The organism is Paraneptunicella aestuarii, from assembly GCF_019900845.1.
GTDB classification, from domain to species: domain Bacteria; phylum Pseudomonadota; class Gammaproteobacteria; order Enterobacterales; family Alteromonadaceae; genus Paraneptunicella; species Paraneptunicella aestuarii.
Map to the genome: position 1 here is coordinate 3,002,099 of NZ_CP074570.1, position 14,267 is coordinate 3,016,365.

The following is a 14,267-nucleotide window of genomic DNA, read 5'->3' on the forward strand; positions in this document are numbered from 1 at the left end:
AAAATATCATCAACTTGAACAAAGAAACGACCAAGTGATTAACAAACAATCGAACAGATTTTTTATTTCAAAATACTGTTGACAGTCATCAACGCATCTCTATAATACCGCTCCACTTACCGAGGACAGGTAACGATGAAAAAACAGGATGTTTATCAGGATGGACGCTTAGCTCAGTTGGGAGAGCATCGCCCTTACAAGGCGAGGGTCACTGGTTCAAGTCCAGTAGCGTCCACCACTCTTTAACGATGAATTTTTGATAGCCGCTTTTTCTAAAACATAATCGTTAAAACCAAAAAACTTCATATAAAACGGACGCTTAGCTCAGTTGGGAGAGCATCGCCCTTACAAGGCGAGGGTCACTGGTTCAAGTCCAGTAGCGTCCACCAAATTCCCCCTACTCTCATAAAAAAACCAATTTAGACCAAATCCAGACCATATCTCGCCCATGGCATTTTTGCGCCTGTTCGAAAGGGCTCTACCCAATAAACAACCAAAGGGTTCTCTACACTCGTTAATAATGAAAAGCCTTAGCTTCTACTCTATTTTAGGCAAATTCTTTTTATTACCATCAATAGAAAGAATCGTATTGTTATCATTGGAGTCTAAACCCAGCTCAATTGCCTCAATACTGTCAACAGCATCTTTACTTGATTTTGCAATGACTTCATCTAAATCTTTTTGTAATTTTGCATTATCTTTCTTTAGTCTTTCTGTTGCTTCGCGCCAAATTTTAGCTTCCTGTTTTAGTTTTTCAATTTCATTTCTATCAAGAGAGTCCATTGCTGCCCTTTCAGCTTCAGATGCTTTTTGTTCGAAGTCATGCACCTGACTTTCCGCATTCTCACTTACTCTACTTTTTACCTTCTCTTTTAAGATACCTACTAGAAAATCAATTAACTCCAGCAAATGCTTTCTAATTACAGGCCAAGCATACTCTTTAAACCATGGCCAAAAAGCCTCAACCAAATAAACTTTGACAGTATTCCAGACACTCATTTTTTTCCTTACCTCCCTTTGAAGTTAAGTTAGGGTTCTACTCCGTTTTCACGGACAGTTTGTAAAGACTTAAACTTCTTGCCTTGAACCGCTAGTCTACGTTGCATTTTTGGATTATGAAACTATCCAATGTAATCCATCAGATCTGCTCTTGCTTCAAAGCAGAAAAATAATTGTTAAATGTAAGCCTCCTGCTTTCACAGCCATATTCCCTTCCACCATTACGCTCAGCGCGCGGTGTGAAATTTACTCGAAACGCTGAATGAAATACTATGGTAGCCCGTGCCACGGGGCTTATGTTCTCAGGCGCCCTCGGGGGCTCTCGAGCTTTTGCGGATATTTATCTAACCTTAGGAGTTGAAGTTATGAAATTTACGGTTAAAATACTTGGCATTATTTTTGTCATAATGTCAGCAACGTTCACCAGCACTTTTGCATTGGCAGGTGAAAACGGCGGCAGCAATTTTGGCATATTGGGAAGTGTTTGGGGCAATAGTGCCAACGCAGGACATGGCGGCCTTATTGCCAATGGGAGTGGTATTGGTATTCCACCAAAACCGAATACAGGCACTCAAGAAGAAAAACAAGGCGGGATGATCGCTAATGGAAATGGTAATACATCTCCCCCAGATCCAACTATGGCAACAACACAACCACTAATCTGTATACAGGGGTTCTGTATTATCATAGGTAACTAAAGATATTGAGAGCAAATGACTACTGTTGACACCCTAAGAGAAGTAGCAGTTAATACTTCATACCTATACTCGTTGGTTTTTCTAGTAGGTATAGCCCTGTTTAAGAAGCAAACTTCATTGGTGATCACTTCCACTTTTTTAGCTATTGCAGAATTTATCATGCAAGCAATAAATGATCCGGTTCGAGAGTTCTTTAATGATAAATCAGTAGAATATGTATTAAGGCTATCGGGCTGGATTGTGTTTTGGTCGTTAGTTGCTCTCTTTATTATCGCCATGCTGCAGAAAGTTCATCAATGGCTGAATATAGCCAAAGGCAGAGAACTAAAAGTCGTACAAAGCTGTTATGTTGTAGTGATTCTGCTGCATGGCATGTTCTATATTAATGCCATGTTTTTAGGCACAACGATTTTGGATATGGGTTACCGATACGGCATATTAATAATGAACATAGGCATTGCCCTCTATCTACTTACAGAGCTACTTATACAGGCAAGGAAAAAATATGCTTAACCTGTTCATTCAAAGCCTTGTATTACTCTTGATCGCTTCAATAGTGGGGTATGGCATTCACCTTGCCCGCCAAGCCTTTGTGCCAAAACCCAGCCCCGAGGAATTACTAAACCGAAGGCTGATACAACACGGGGTAGACCTAAGCGAAGCCTTGTTAAAAACCCGTTACGACAACAGCAGTTTTGCAGAGGTTATGCAAATTCACGACACCATTAAAGCTTGGGAGCAGCATGTGCATCAGGTAGTACAAGCAAGCTTGCAGCGCCCACCGGAAGATGCCTCGCCATGTTAACCAGCAGTAATGTACTTGCCATTATCGTGGCCTGTTTTATTGGGTATGTCGCGTATCGTGGAGTGCGTTTTATTGTGTCGTCATACGCGGTATTGCCACCTGACGACGAACTGGCAAAAGACCTGTTACTTAAGCGCCATGCCATGGTGAATGGCAACAAGCAAGTATTCAATTCAGAAGAAGACGATTATTTTGCCTGGCTTGAACGCGCCAAAATCTATCTGGAACGCTCAAAAGCACAGTGATAAGAGATAGGGGGCAAACGGCTAATTATTCTATGTCTTCGCCGTTTTCACCTTCTCCAAACACATCGGAGTACAGCATTCGGCCTAACCGCTCAATTTCGTAATCTTTCACGCTTTGTGGTTTAAACAGCACTTTGGTTCGCTCACCTATCCAAAGCATGTCTTTAAATTTTTCCAGAAATTCCCGTTCGGTTACCAATGGCTCACTCACGGGTGGAGAAACAGGATCGCCAGCGTCGGTTTTACTCACTTTCCCGGTAAGCAACCATTCAATCGACACACCGGTTTTCATGTAAACGTCGTAGCATCCCTTAAAAGGCAAGCCCGCTGCCGTTTTCCAGGCTGAAATGGCACTGGTGGTTGTACCCAGGAATTTTGCCATACGTGCGTCGTTCTTGACTTTGCAGGCTTGGCGCATTCTAGCCACAATCGCCATGTTCACGTCATTGCTCTCACTCACATCTGAGGGTTCAGAGGAGCGAAGGCTATTGTTGTCATGCTCAATATTTGTGTCGTTATCTGTCAAATTCTTTACTGCGCGCTTCTCAGAACTGGCTGAACTGCTTATGTTATCAGTGCTCTCGATACTCACCGTCGATTACCCAAACGCATACAAAATCATGGCTGGAACTATAATCGCTATCCATTTGATTTTAAAGACTCTCTCGCAGATTAATTCATTATTTTTGTTAAACCCTTAATAAAAGCAAATATTTTTGCTTGATATTTTGTTTTCAGTAACTTATTTTACCTGCCATACTGATGCATTAACGGCAAATTCCAATCAACGAGGTAAGTATGAGACTAATTACTGGACGTGATTTACGCGCAATGCGCAGAGTATCGAACCTGACCACGGCTGCCATGGCAAAAGCCGCGGGCGTTAAAACCCGGAAAACCTATGAAAACTGGGAGAAAAACGTAGGTACACCGAATGTAAATCAGTTCATTAGCATGGCGCAAGCTTGCGGGCTAAGCCCGGCAGAGTTCATTACAAACGCTCAAAAAGCTTATCGTTCAGCCGCCTGAAATGCACAGGGTCGAGATAAGCTAAGCCAGAACCCTGATGCGTCATTTAAACAAGTAAAGCAATGGCTTATCAGCCAGATTATTTATTCGCATAGGTGATTGCCAAATGAGTTCAGGCGAATGCGTTGCCACTTTTGAGGCGAGTACAATCTTCGGGGTCGGTAGTTGATGGACACAACGGGAAATACCAATAGTGATTGTGCTTGCCTCACTTTATCTCTCTTTATCTCTATTTCTCTTTATCACCTTCCCCCTTTCACTCTCTCTTTTACTATCTAGAGCCAATAAATATGAAGGTTGAACCGGGCAAAACATTTATCGCAATACTGCTCTGTTTGCTATGGCTGTTATTGTGCGACGTGGCCTCTGACGCTCTCGATTTCCATCAAGAGCCTAAACAAAAATCCAAGCAAAAATTCAAGCCAAAAACCGCTCCAACACCCAGGCCAGTTATATCTGAACGGCCTTAGACTTTCTTATTTAAATTCAACGATTATTCAATAAGATCCGGGGGACTCTGTTCCTCAATATCCCTATTTTCATCAAGCTCGGATTCTGTATGCTCCGTTTGGTGACGGGTGGCAACACAGTCCGTATACTCGTTAAATAATAACTGCCCCAAACGATGTAATTCCGCGTCTTGGGCATTATTAGCAATCGCCAGCAATCCGCTCTTTTTCGCGATAGATATTGCCTCCATAAATTTGTTGATAAATACCTCTAACAACTCTCCACGCTCCTGCAAGCCTTGGTAAGAATGGCTGCTATTTTCCGATGGATGTATTCCTGTCAGCAACCAATCCATTGTTGCACCAACTTTCTCATGCACCATTAAACATCCGTTATAGGGAGGATATCGCGCATTTTTCCAGGTCGAAACCGCACTGGTTGTTGTCCCCAAAAACTTTGCCAACTCGGCATCGTTTCTCGCCAGGCAGACTTGCCGCATTCTTTCCACAATCGCTTTATTATTCAGTTGCATAGCAAAACTTCATGCCAATCAGGTAGCAGGTGATTGAGACTATAGCGGATGAATAACACCATCACAAAGCAAATATTTCACGCAAACAACAATTTTAGACAATATTTTTGCTTGATATTATGAGTTTCATAATTTACCTTACCTGCAAATTGAATTCTAAGGTGAGTAATATGCGTACCAGAGGGGAAATTCCGAGTTTAGTCATTAGCGGCTCAGATCTAAAAAAGATGCGCCTGGTGTTCGACAAAACAACTCAAGATATGGCCACTGCCGCCGGACTGAGAAATAGAAAGACCTACGAAAACTGGGAAAAAGGTATATCGGCACCCAATGTAAACCAGTTTTTTGCTTTGGCTAAAGCCTGTGGTTTAACACCAAGTGAAGTGGTTAGCATCATGATTTCAACCGATAAAAAGGAAGTTCAGCTATGCTATCGACGAATAGTAGAAAACCGTTGAATACCTATACCAGAGGGATTCTGGCTGATCTTGCTCACCCTGTTAGTGCTTTACAGCACAATACGGGAATACCCTTCTACACCTCCAGAGAATGCGGTAACACACACCACTCTATTGGTTGAGGAAAACCAGATGATAACTGAGCCTAAAACCTCAAAACTCACTATTATCCGGGAAGGCAGAAACGCCTTTCTCGCAGACAAATCGGAACAAGCCAATCCCTACAACGAAGGCACGGATTTTCATGCTCTTTGGATGGCAGGATTTGTTCACGCAGCAGAAGAACAGCGTAAGTCTCAAGCGGCTCATAAAAACACGCAGCCTCTTTAGCGCTTCTGCTGTTTTTGAATGGGCGCTCACCCGCTCACCCATTCATGATGATTTTTATGTAAAAAACACCCGAAAAACTAACACCTCAGCGATTATTTCTATTTACCACAAATACATAACAAGCAGCCACAAGCAATACACCAATAGACATCCAATGAGGCCAGCCAAACTCCCCAGAGAACAAACTCACCCCATTGACTTCGGTAATGTTCATGCCGAAAAAGCCAAACAAAAAAATACAGGCAGCGGCAATGGCACTAAACGACTCTAGCCTTCGTAACTTTCTACTGCTTTTAGTTTCCTGCTCATACTTGATCAACTCGAAGCATTCTTTTACATCTTGCGTTTGTTCATCCAGGCGCTTGTCGAGTAAAAACACCTCACGCCAGCGTTGATAAACAATATTGTGATTTTGAATAACGCTGACAGTTGAATAACGATAGTTCAAACGAAAATCTATCAACTGTTTAAGGGCGATACTTAATTGCTCGCGCAACGTATTCAGATTATCGACGTTCACATCAAAATGGTTATTAACTTCCAGGCATTTCAAATAATGTTGTTCGATAAGCGCCAATACAAAAACAGGTAAGAACACCTGTTCACCTTTTTCCTTTATAAAAGGATAGAGAAATGCTTCATTTGCATGTTGATGAGTATTCGGCAAAACCATAATGCAACCACCACTTGGCGTTAGGTAATGCACAACATCATCATGATGATAAAGCAACGATGCCTCAATAACTTCCATAGAAGCCGGGTAACGATAACTTTCTTTTTTGGCAATTTGATATCCCAACCTATGTATTGCAGGGGTTAACGCCTGTTCCGCTAACGTAAGTAAGCTAAAGGTAAACGTACGCTGGTTATCTATATCAATCGCTCCATTGAGCAAATTCCCCAACACGGGTTTGAACAGGCTCAGCAATGAAGATTTGCCAGGCGAATAGCAGCAATGTAATTCTGTATTGGCAACCGCCTCAAGTTGCGCCAACGACACATTAATACCACGATGCTGTAATTCCTCTTTTATCGCTATAAAACGGTTATCCTTATCACTCTTGGGGGCATGGGGTACTGGCAAACACTGGGTATGAACAAGTAACGGGGCTTGCTGACTGTCGCGGTACAAATAGTAATTAGCATGTTGAATGTCATTGGCGGTAATTGCCCGCTGCTTTATTGCCACACCTTCCTGAACTAACAACACATTGCAGTAGTGAATTTTTGCAACCAACGCGCCACTGTTCATTGGGTTTGAATACAGGAAAACATCTTCAATATTAAAACTGATAACACACTGCACATTGCCTTTGTTCTCAAAAGATACGTCTGGAAAAAGCTGTTGGCACAAAGGTTTTGCTTCAATAGACAACCCCAATGCATTTTTAGCATTAACAAGCACAGATGCAGGAGAATGACTATCGGAAAACTCAGAGGAAGTAAGCAGTGAAATGGCTTGAGAGGTTAAACGACAAGGTAAAAACGACGATTGATTTCCCCCTGCATGTAACACCTGCTTGATCCGTGGGCTAATATCGTCATTCCCAACCGGAGCACCACTGTTCCAAATGCTTTGATTGTTCTTTTCAGGCTCAGCGATGTGATGCGAATTTAAAACGGCTTGCTGTAATTGCCCCACCGTTATTCTTTGCAAGGTACTTGATAAATGCTCTACCTTTCCCGCCACATATTGAAACGGCCAACAAAAATAAACAGCGTTCGTATTATTTCCTTTTGCTAACCGGGGTTCAGCAAGTTCAATATTAATAGCACCTGCATTTTCACCAAGTTGAGAGCTTTCCGACATTCTTTCCCCAATGCGTTATGTTATGCACCATTACCATACCTTAATTCACTTCATAATGTGTCTTTGGCGCTATTGCAAGGGAGAATTGTAGATAAGTTTACTGCGTTTAATTTATCGAACTGGGCTTTCTGATATTACCTACCCGATATGACTTACCCAATATTACTTACCCAATATAGCCTATGAAGTTAACTCTTCAATATTGCGCTCAAATCCCATCAATTTAAAACTTGAATAGCATCAATCGCTGACAACAGCTAAACTATGTATTACATTGCAATACAAACATAGGCGAATGGCAGCAATATGAAAACAGAAATGCTAAGCACGCGGATAGATCCGGAAACCAAAATAGCATTTACCAATGTCTGCGAAGAAATGGGCCTAAGCCCTTCGCAAGCGATTAAACTTTTTGCAAAAGCCGTGATTAATTATGGTGGCATCCCTTTTGAACTTAAAGCAAAACAGCCCAATGCCATAACAGCATCGGCGATCCAGGAACTTGAATCTGGCAAAGGCAACAAAGCAAAAGATGTAGATGAACTATTTGAAACCATGGGTATTAGTCAGGGACGCGATGCTTAATTTAGAGTATTCATCACAATTCAAGAAAGACTTTAAGAAGATCACCAAATTGCCTATTGCTGATATTGTCGAAGTTGGTCATGTCATTAAGCAATTGCAGCTTGGCAACCCATTAGCAGAAAAATATGTTGATCATGCATTATCAGGAAATTGGCAGCACTACCGCGACTGCCATATCAAACCAGATTTAGTGCTAATTTACAAAGCGGAAACAAGCACTTTAAAGCTAGCTAGAATAGGCTCCCACAGCGAATTATTCCGCTAAGTTTCTTGTCTTCATAATAAATCCGTTCCCGATGGATTTGTCACGGGCACTCTGCCCATTACATCCTCGTCAAGCTGAACTCGTTTCAGCTTCTCTTGAATACAGGCACTTTTTAAACCCATCGCCACATTCAACCATGTTTATTCGCGCTTTCCCTAGATACAACTTTCATTGAAGCGACAACAAGTTTACGGTTGTTTAACCCATCCATGGTGCTGGGTTCCAGCCGCGACGTCCTGTCGCGTCGTTCGTTCCTTTTATCGTGATTACCTATCACGATAAATCTGCTTCGCAGACCGGAGCCTCACCCCCATCGGGGCTAGCCTTCGGCTATTCACCAAGATTTGTTGGAACAAATCAGAACAGCGTTAGCTGGCTTGCGAAGCAAGTGGAGCACAAGGATGTGCGACATAAAATTGCTCCCGGCAATTTTGTCACGGCACTCTGCCCTAAGCATCGCTCTTATCAGCAACACACTAGATTTAACAGGTGCTTGTCTGGAAGTCTCCACCACATTCAACCATGTTTATTCGTCCCATCCATGGGACTCACCCCTTCGGGGCTAGCCTTCGGCTATTCAAAATTGCTCCCGGCAATTTTGTCACGGGCACTCTGCCCTAAGAGCTCTGCAACTTTTACGAGATGCACTGGATTAACCATCATGCTCCGTTTCACGGGCACTCTGCCCTATTCATCACTCTTATCAGCAACACACCAGATTTAACAGGTGCTTGTCTGAAAGTCACCACCACATTCAACCATGTTTATTCGTCTCATCCCTGAGACTCACCCCTTCGGGGCCATGCTGAAGCATGTTCAAATCCGTTCCAGACGGATTTGTCACGGGCACTCTGCCCTAAGAGCTCTGCAACAGCGGGCTTCTGGATGCCTTGATTTTAAAGGGCTACAGAAGGGCTTTACTACCATCATTTATTAAAGAACGTGTTTTCGGTTGTTGAACCCATCCATGGTGCTGGGTTCCAGCCGCGACGTCCTGTCGCGTCGTTCGTTCCTTTTGGCGTAATTACCTATTACGCCAAATCTGCTTCGCAGACCGGAACCTCACCCCTAAGAGCTCTGCAACGTTTTGAATCTTTCTGAGTTGTCGGCATTAAAATTCCGTTTCACGGGCACTCTGCCCTAAGAGCTCTGCAACAATTTACTTTTCCTTAGCAAAAACTATGCATGCCAAGTTTCACGGGCACTCTGCCCTAAGAGCTCTGCAACACATGTGATTTTCCATGGGAACACGAAAAATTAGTTTCACGGGCACTCTGCCCTAAGAGCTCTGCAACAAAAAGAAAAAGATAAAGTATATCTTCTTGATTCAGGTTTCACGGGCACTCTGCCCTAAGAGCTCTGCAACCAGATTTGCACGCAATAACACACCTCGAGCAGGCGTTTCACGGGCACTCTGCCCTAAGAGCTCTGCAACAGCGGGCTTCTGGATGCCTTGATTTTAAAGGGCTACAGAAGGGCTTTACTACCATCATTTATTAAAGAACGTGTTTTCGGTTGTTGAACCCTTCCATGGTGAGGGCTTCCAGCTCGGCATCCATGCCTCGCGTTCGAGCCTGAAATTGCTGCGCGCTCTCGCAATTTCCGGGCGGCTCTCACCCACCAATTTTTTGTTGGTAAAAATCATGGCTTTTCATTACTGTTTTTGCAAGTTTCATTTGTTGCTTGTCTTCCCGTTATTAAAGGGGTGTCACCATGTGTTTTTTGAAAAAGCAAGAAATTAAATTCATAACCCATTGTTTTAATTGAATTATTTTAAAATCCCGAAACAATTTGTTACTTATACCAATTTCATGGTGCTGGGTTCCAGCCGCGACTTCCTGTCGCGTCGTTCATTCCTTTTATCGTGATTACCTATCACGATAAATCTGCTATGCAGACCGGAGCCTCACACCTAATCTCTGAGTTTTGAGGGTGATAGAAAAAGTTATCCAGCGATGTTAAAGAGCAATAATTAAAGTAAATTTAAGTAGTTACTTTAATTAAAAAACAAATTCTTTTCTTTCAAACTATATAGGCTTACCGAGTAGCCTGTATCTCTGCGCAATTCTGATAACACCAATTGCTCAGCCTGTTCTTTGGTTTTACATAAAATAATAAAGTCGTCGACGAAGCGGATAAGTTGCAGTTGGTGGTCTTCCATATCTGCCCCTATTAAAAAAAGGCAATCGTCGAGCATCAGGTTCGCTAATACCGGGCTTATCGCACTACCTAAAGGCAATCCCTTTAGTTGAAAACCTTCGTATCCGTGAGGCAGTTTGTCGCGGTTAATGGGGGTATTTAGCCAAGCCCGTATCAGTTCCCATATTGGGTCGTTTCCATATAACGCTTTAAGTTTATGCAAAAGTTGCGTTGTGTTGACGTTCTGAAAAAAGCTGCGAATATCGGCGTCAACCACCCAGCGATACCCCTCGCGCCATGCTTGTTGTATTTTGTCTTTAACTGTTAGCCGGGAACGGCCTTTACGGTATCCATAACTGGCATAGCTGTACAGGTTGTCGAGCGATTCGCCCAACCACAGGCTGGCCGATTTTTGCAGCACTTTGTCACGGAAACCCGGCAACAATAGCATTCTGGGCTTGGGTGTATCCTCATCAATCAATACCGGGTGCAAAGGTTGAGGTTGATAGCGATAGGCGTAGTCGGGCTGATGAATGGCATGGATCAAATCCGTCACCGCTTCTTCACCTTGCCATTGATAACGCTGCTTTTCAGGTAGCTTGCGTAGTTCGTCCTGCCAGACCGAATGGATACGCTCTCCAGCAATCATTTGCTGGTACAAGCTATTTGCACGAGTAAAGGTTAATAACGTGCTTTGCGCTTGTTCTTGATTGCCATAAGCAAGCAAGCGATAACGGCCAAAGCCTAAACCTCGGCTTAGCCCAATTCCCAAATACTGCCCTGCGACCAGATACTGCCATTGTTGCAGGGTGAGGGGGGCGTTAATGGTTAAGCATAGGGAACCACATAGCCCTCCCAGGGTTTTGTATTCACCTTTAAGGGATTGATAACCGCAATCTGCCCAAAACAGTTGAGTACGCTCTGAGGGGTTCTCAAGTTGCCAATCGGGCTGTTCGCAAAAAGGTAAACGCTCAGGCTTACCCCACTCATTCACCCGCTCTTTATCGTGTTGAACATTATGCAATTGCTGAATAGCCTGAACCAGGCGCATAAACAGCATATTCGGGTCGAACTGTTGCGGATGGCGTACTACCCCTTGCTCACCTTTACCTCGCGTTTTCGGTGTACTGAGACGTATAGGAGAGAGAAATTCCAACACCAGAGATTTAGGCTGTAAGGCATACCACTGCTGCGCTTCATGCTCTATGGAATCCATATCAATCGGCATTGCCTGTTCCGGGCTAGCTAACGATTGTTGCGTCAACGCATCACGAATTGACACCAATTCAAACTGTCCGCCAAACTGCCCGCGCATGTTATGCACAAAATCGCCATGAGGTAGTTTGCTGAGCTGGTCGAAAAGCTGTGCTTGTGAGCTATAACCAAACGCGCTGTTAGCAGAGTCAGGCGCGCCCACAGAAGAACAGGGAAGCGCAATGCAATAAAAGCGATACCAATCTCCTGCGGCATAATGCAATTGCCCCGATTCCGGCGTATGAATAGCCCAGCATTGTTCGTAGTTTTCGGGGCTACCCAACAAATGGCGCATAAAGGCATTCACCAATGGCTGGTGAAAAAACGGCATTTCACCCGCTTCTAACCATCGCAGGTTCACTTCAAAGATTTTAAGCGGCAGAAAAGCGAACATATTCCTTTATTTCTCCTTACTCACATTGATCCCACTGTCGTTTCTTCACGCCACGCTATATCGGCTTCATAGATAAGCTGAATCGTTTGCTCAATAAGCGTTTTATATTGTTCGAGTAAATTAACATCACCCGTCGTTAATCTGAGCATGGGTTTAAACACATTTTTGACTAAATCCTGAGAAAGAAAGCGCGCTTGAGACTCTTGCTGAGTGCGAACGTTGGTTTGCTTAGACTTGCTTACGCTATCGCTCCATAAACCCGCAGCTTGATAAGTGGCAATAGCTTCATTAATTTGCTCGGCGCTTAAGACTTGGTGAGTGATTTTGTTGCGGTAATCAGCCGGGTAAGTCTTAAAACCGTCTGCCGGGTAACGCAAGCTATGGTTAAAGTTTACTAGAGGAGTAGACTCTCCATCATAGTTCACTAATCGACACGCTAATTTATGCCAGTTAAAGAGTGATTTTTCCTGCTCCCTTTGCTCAGCACTTTCGAATTTATTCACATTGGTATTAGGTAACCAGTTTGCACCTTGGTATTTAATGATTGCCCTACCATCAACGTTTACCGAGTTCAAACCATCATTTGGGATTGCCACTTCCATTTCCTTAGCCGGATTTAACTCGATAGTGTTAAAAGCCGCGTTAAGCTTATTACCTATGTCTTTAGTTAACTCCCCACTTTTCTCAAAATACCGATAATCCGCTCTCCCCTGCTCATCTTTATCACTAAACACCAGGCTTAAGTAATCGTAAATCAATACTTCCGCTAAATCGCTAGTGTAGCGAATGGCTTCTTGAATATGGTTTTGCTGTAGAGCAGCTTCTATCCGAAACGCCACTTTTAAGGCGTAAGGCGTGTGCTTTCCGACCAAATGATGCAGAGGATGTGCAGAATGTTTAGGATCACCACCTATTTCCTCTTCACGCTCTAGCGCCAAAGTACCTTGCAACCAATGGCTTATATCCAGTAATACTTGTGTCCAGCGCCAGTTGTAATGTGCTTCTTTTTCTCTATTGGATTTACCCGAGATTTCAATGGCTATTTGCTGCTGCACCAACTGCGCAATAGTCGCGGCTCCGGCGTAATCACCATGCTGGAGCAATTGAATGGCTTGCTCACGAAAGCGGTAGGAAACATCCGGCGCAGGGTATTTGTCGGCGTCTTCTATCAACATTTCTCGGTCAAAATGTTGTGGCGCCACTATCTTATTGACCTTGTCAAAATATAAATGACACGCTGCACCAATCTGGTTTTTATACTCGGGAAAACCACCACCAGGGGAGTAGATACAGGTAACAGGCTCATTAACCCGCTTGGCAACCGACTCTTTTAAAGCAAATAAGACATTATCAATAATACCTATGGCTTTACGATTTACCGGGAAATTATCCTCTTCGCCGTCAGTTTCCATTCCACCTTTTAAATATCGCGTGTAAAAAGCAATGCCGTTGAGCTGTTTAGTTGCAGCGCCATCAAGTAACCTTGAAAACTTTTCAGCGATCTCTGTTTTATTGGAATATGGCTCAATACTTTCTTCAGCACAGTTATCCAGTTCCAGATAATTAGCCGCCCAATCGCAAACCAATTTACCTGCCGCGATATGCTCGCTCTTGGCGATATGAGCCTTGCCTTTTTCTTTTAACTCGGCCAAATCACGACAAGTATCAAACACAACAACCGCTTTGATCTGATACTTCTTTTGCAACTCGATCACAACCGGCATGGCTTTCACCAGCCAGACTTGTAGTTTATCTTTTTCACTTGGATTATTAGCAATACTTAAGCCCAACTTCTGTAGCTCTTTAGCGCTCTTATTACCTTTGAAATCCCGGTTTGTTTCAAATCCAAACATGCTTTGAACGTCCCGTTTGGGTTTAAACACAACTTCAAAATCTTCAGGAACCACCTCAATAGGTGGCTTATCTAACTCGGGCAATCTAGCTAATAGTGGTTTTAAGTGAACGCTATCACTCTTACTATCACTCTTACTCAAATGAGCTTGTCGAATAGTTTCATAATCAACCCAATCAGAGGCACTAGCAGGCTTCCACAAATTCGGGTTATCCAATAACCATTGATTCATTTCCCGTCCACTAACAAACACGCCAACCGGAAAACACATACCTCTAAGCTCACAATCAGCGTCGTCGCTAACCTGCACACCCAACTTGATATCTGAATTGCCAACAGTAATAACCAACACCGCAGGCACTAATGGCACCGCAGACTGACTCGACTTTTCAGTCGAGTCATTATCTAAGCTCTGCGTCATG

General features: G+C 43.4%; 15 protein-coding genes, 2 tRNA genes and 1 CRISPR repeat array. Of the genes, 11 read left to right on the plus strand and 6 right to left on the minus strand.

The genetic code is table 11. The features are described from left to right. The first annotated feature begins 162 nt into the window (after positions 1 to 162). Together KIH87_RS11675 and KIH87_RS11680 are read left to right on the plus strand one after the other, a co-directional pair. Positions 163 to 238, plus strand: a tRNA-Val gene (locus KIH87_RS11675). A gap of 75 nt (positions 239 to 313) precedes the next feature. Next, positions 314 to 389, plus strand: a tRNA-Val gene (locus KIH87_RS11680). A gap of 148 nt (positions 390 to 537) precedes the next feature. Here the strand turns inward: KIH87_RS11680 and KIH87_RS11685 are convergent. Continuing rightward, positions 538 to 999 carry a hypothetical protein gene (locus KIH87_RS11685; protein WP_232358043.1) on the minus strand — a complete coding sequence of 154 codons (462 nt, stop codon included), beginning with the start codon at positions 997 to 999 and terminating at the stop codon, positions 538 to 540. A 365-nt stretch (positions 1,000 to 1,364) separates the two neighbouring features. Between KIH87_RS11685 and KIH87_RS11690 the strand changes: the two genes are divergently transcribed. The 4 genes from KIH87_RS11690 to KIH87_RS11705 are packed head-to-tail and all read left to right on the plus strand — an operon-like array spanning position 1,365 to position 2,747. Next, positions 1,365 to 1,697, plus strand: coding sequence for a hypothetical protein (locus tag KIH87_RS11690; protein ID WP_232358044.1), 333 nt, complete (start codon positions 1,365 to 1,367; stop codon positions 1,695 to 1,697). A 15-nt stretch (positions 1,698 to 1,712) separates the two neighbouring features. Further along, on the plus strand, positions 1,713 to 2,210 hold the full coding sequence (locus tag KIH87_RS11695) for a hypothetical protein (RefSeq protein ID WP_232358045.1): 498 nt from the start codon (positions 1,713 to 1,715) through the stop codon (positions 2,208 to 2,210). Further along, entirely contained in the window at positions 2,203 to 2,502 is a 300-nt protein-coding gene (locus KIH87_RS11700) for a hypothetical protein (RefSeq protein WP_232358046.1), read from the plus strand. The genes KIH87_RS11695 and KIH87_RS11700 overlap by 8 nt, the downstream gene beginning before the upstream one ends. Further along, a complete protein-coding gene (locus KIH87_RS11705) occupies positions 2,496 to 2,747 on the plus strand; it encodes a hypothetical protein (RefSeq protein WP_232358047.1) in 252 nt (83 codons plus the stop codon). The genes KIH87_RS11700 and KIH87_RS11705 overlap by 7 nt, the downstream gene beginning before the upstream one ends. 25 nt (positions 2,748 to 2,772) lie before the next feature. Here KIH87_RS11705 and KIH87_RS11710 read toward each other — a convergent pair whose 3' ends face one another. Next, the gene (locus tag KIH87_RS11710; RefSeq protein ID WP_232358048.1) at positions 2,773 to 3,339 is read right to left on the minus strand and encodes a helix-turn-helix domain-containing protein; all 567 of its coding nucleotides are present in this window, start codon (positions 3,337 to 3,339) and stop codon (positions 2,773 to 2,775) included. Positions 3,340 to 3,545: 206 nt separating this feature from the next. Here KIH87_RS11710 and KIH87_RS11715 point away from each other — a divergent pair, with 206 nt between their 5' ends. Next, positions 3,546 to 3,776 (plus strand): helix-turn-helix transcriptional regulator, encoded by a 231-nt coding sequence (locus KIH87_RS11715; protein WP_232358049.1) that lies wholly within the window; start codon positions 3,546 to 3,548, stop codon positions 3,774 to 3,776. 493 nt (positions 3,777 to 4,269) lie between these two features. Here the strand turns inward: KIH87_RS11715 and KIH87_RS11720 are convergent, their stop codons facing one another. Next, the gene (locus KIH87_RS11720) at positions 4,270 to 4,758 is read right to left on the minus strand and encodes a helix-turn-helix domain-containing protein (protein WP_232358050.1); all 489 of its coding nucleotides are present in this window, start codon (positions 4,756 to 4,758) and stop codon (positions 4,270 to 4,272) included. Between the two features lie 170 nt (positions 4,759 to 4,928). On the opposite strand from KIH87_RS11720, the gene KIH87_RS11725 reads away from it, so the two are divergent. Beyond that, positions 4,929 to 5,216: a helix-turn-helix transcriptional regulator gene (locus KIH87_RS11725; RefSeq protein WP_232358051.1), complete on the plus strand. Its 288-nt coding sequence runs from the start codon at positions 4,929 to 4,931 to the stop codon at positions 5,214 to 5,216. Between the two features lie 30 nt (positions 5,217 to 5,246). Then, complete coding sequence (locus KIH87_RS11730; protein ID WP_232358052.1) at positions 5,247 to 5,546, plus strand: hypothetical protein; 300 nt, start codon at positions 5,247 to 5,249, stop codon at positions 5,544 to 5,546. A gap of 85 nt (positions 5,547 to 5,631) precedes the next feature. Here KIH87_RS11730 and KIH87_RS11735 read toward each other — a convergent pair whose 3' ends face one another. After that, the gene (locus KIH87_RS11735) at positions 5,632 to 7,356 is read right to left on the minus strand and encodes a hypothetical protein (protein WP_232358053.1); all 1,725 of its coding nucleotides are present in this window, start codon (positions 7,354 to 7,356) and stop codon (positions 5,632 to 5,634) included. 306 nt (positions 7,357 to 7,662) lie between these two features. On the opposite strand from KIH87_RS11735, the gene KIH87_RS11740 reads away from it, so the two are divergent. Beyond that, positions 7,663 to 7,941 carry a type II toxin-antitoxin system RelB/DinJ family antitoxin gene (locus tag KIH87_RS11740; RefSeq protein WP_232358054.1) on the plus strand — a complete coding sequence of 93 codons (279 nt, stop codon included), beginning with the start codon at positions 7,663 to 7,665 and terminating at the stop codon, positions 7,939 to 7,941. Beyond that, positions 7,934 to 8,206, plus strand: a complete 273-nt coding sequence (locus KIH87_RS11745) for a type II toxin-antitoxin system RelE/ParE family toxin (protein WP_232358055.1) — start codon at positions 7,934 to 7,936, stop codon at positions 8,204 to 8,206. The genes KIH87_RS11740 and KIH87_RS11745 overlap by 8 nt, the downstream gene beginning before the upstream one ends. 1,121 nt (positions 8,207 to 9,327) lie before the next feature. Then, a CRISPR array of direct repeats spans positions 9,328 to 9,641; the repeat unit is 35 nt; unit sequence GTTTCACGGGCACTCTGCCCTAAGAGCTCTGCAAC. Between the two features lie 561 nt (positions 9,642 to 10,202). On the opposite strand, the gene KIH87_RS11750 is transcribed toward KIH87_RS11745, so the two are convergent. Both KIH87_RS11750 and KIH87_RS11755 read right to left on the minus strand, forming a co-directional pair. After that, complete coding sequence (locus KIH87_RS11750; RefSeq protein WP_232358056.1) at positions 10,203 to 11,993, minus strand: reverse transcriptase/maturase family protein; 1,791 nt, start codon at positions 11,991 to 11,993, stop codon at positions 10,203 to 10,205. Positions 11,994 to 12,013: 20 nt separating this feature from the next. Further along, positions 12,014 to 14,266: a hypothetical protein gene (locus KIH87_RS11755; protein WP_232358057.1), complete on the minus strand. Its 2,253-nt coding sequence runs from the start codon at positions 14,264 to 14,266 to the stop codon at positions 12,014 to 12,016. Position 14,267 lies beyond the last annotated feature (1 nt).

Coding starts and splice junctions, on each gene's coding strand:
- KIH87_RS11685 (WP_232358043.1), bottom strand. CDS start 999: ATGAGTGTCTGGAATACTGTCAAAGTTTATTTGGTTGAGGCTTTTTGG.
- KIH87_RS11690 (WP_232358044.1), top strand. CDS start 1,365: ATGAAATTTACGGTTAAAATACTTGGCATTATTTTTGTCATAATGTCA.
- KIH87_RS11695 (WP_232358045.1), top strand. CDS start 1,713: ATGACTACTGTTGACACCCTAAGAGAAGTAGCAGTTAATACTTCATAC.
- KIH87_RS11700 (WP_232358046.1), top strand. CDS start 2,203: ATGCTTAACCTGTTCATTCAAAGCCTTGTATTACTCTTGATCGCTTCA.
- KIH87_RS11705 (WP_232358047.1), top strand. CDS start 2,496: ATGTTAACCAGCAGTAATGTACTTGCCATTATCGTGGCCTGTTTTATT.
- KIH87_RS11715 (WP_232358049.1), top strand. CDS start 3,546: ATGAGACTAATTACTGGACGTGATTTACGCGCAATGCGCAGAGTATCG.
- KIH87_RS11720 (WP_232358050.1), bottom strand. CDS start 4,758: ATGCAACTGAATAATAAAGCGATTGTGGAAAGAATGCGGCAAGTCTGC.
- KIH87_RS11725 (WP_232358051.1), top strand. CDS start 4,929: ATGCGTACCAGAGGGGAAATTCCGAGTTTAGTCATTAGCGGCTCAGAT.
- KIH87_RS11735 (WP_232358053.1), bottom strand. CDS start 7,356: ATGTCGGAAAGCTCTCAACTTGGTGAAAATGCAGGTGCTATTAATATT.
- KIH87_RS11740 (WP_232358054.1), top strand. CDS start 7,663: ATGAAAACAGAAATGCTAAGCACGCGGATAGATCCGGAAACCAAAATA.
- KIH87_RS11745 (WP_232358055.1), top strand. CDS start 7,934: ATGCTTAATTTAGAGTATTCATCACAATTCAAGAAAGACTTTAAGAAG.
- KIH87_RS11750 (WP_232358056.1), bottom strand. CDS start 11,993: ATGTTCGCTTTTCTGCCGCTTAAAATCTTTGAAGTGAACCTGCGATGG.
- KIH87_RS11755 (WP_232358057.1), bottom strand. CDS start 14,266: ATGACGCAGAGCTTAGATAATGACTCGACTGAAAAGTCGAGTCAGTCT.